Consider the following 634-nt stretch of genomic DNA (forward strand, 5'->3'; position numbering starts at 1 on the left):
AACATCAATTATTGGGTAAGCAGCGACATCCTACTGGGTGCTTCTGGTCATTATGTCGTGTCTGAGCTAAAAACTAACGGGAAGTGGGAAGACTTAAGCGCAGGTAAAGCAAGCACATCAAAAGCGAACGCGTGGGCGGCTTACTATCAGGATGATTATTCAGTGCGTCTACAAAGCCAAACGATGTTTGATTACGAAGATGATGCCAACAACAAGCTTGATGGTTACACCACGTTTGATCTGCTGGGCAATGTGAATTTGCCAGTTGGTCAACTTGGCTTTGGTATTCAAAACCTGCTTGATGAAGATTACACCACGGCTTGGGGCCAACGTGCACAGATCTTGTACGCAGCTCACTACGATGCGGCGGCGTATGATTACAAAGGTCGAGGCCGCACGTTTACACTGAACTACAGCCTTGAATACTAAGTTCAATATTCTTTTCTAAAAGTAAAAAAGCCGCATTATGCGGCTTTTCTTTTTAAGCTTGGTCAGCAGTTGCTGTCTCTACAACGTTTTCAGAAGATTGCTGTTGTTCTTCGGCTTCCATTTTCGCGCGCTCAGCTTTAGAGATGTAGCGCGGTTTGTTGCTTTTATGCAGCTTCGCGTTGTGCTTCTTCTGCTTCGCTTTTAA

Annotated in this window: 1 protein-coding gene and 1 pseudogene; one reads left to right on the forward strand and one right to left on the reverse strand. The window is 45.1% G+C overall.

Annotated elements, in window-relative coordinates; all coding sequences use genetic code 11:
• A pseudogene (locus R8O11_RS28725) lies at positions 1-429 on the forward strand (TonB-dependent siderophore receptor); the annotation flags it as partial.
• 52 nt (positions 430-481) lie between these two features.
• On the opposite strand, the gene R8O11_RS28730 reads toward R8O11_RS28725, so the two are convergent.
• The coding region (locus tag R8O11_RS28730; RefSeq protein WP_318195057.1) for a DUF2986 domain-containing protein at positions 482-634 on the reverse strand (153 nt) is incomplete at its 5' end.

It is taken from the genome of Vibrio sp. 1288, from assembly GCF_033344475.1.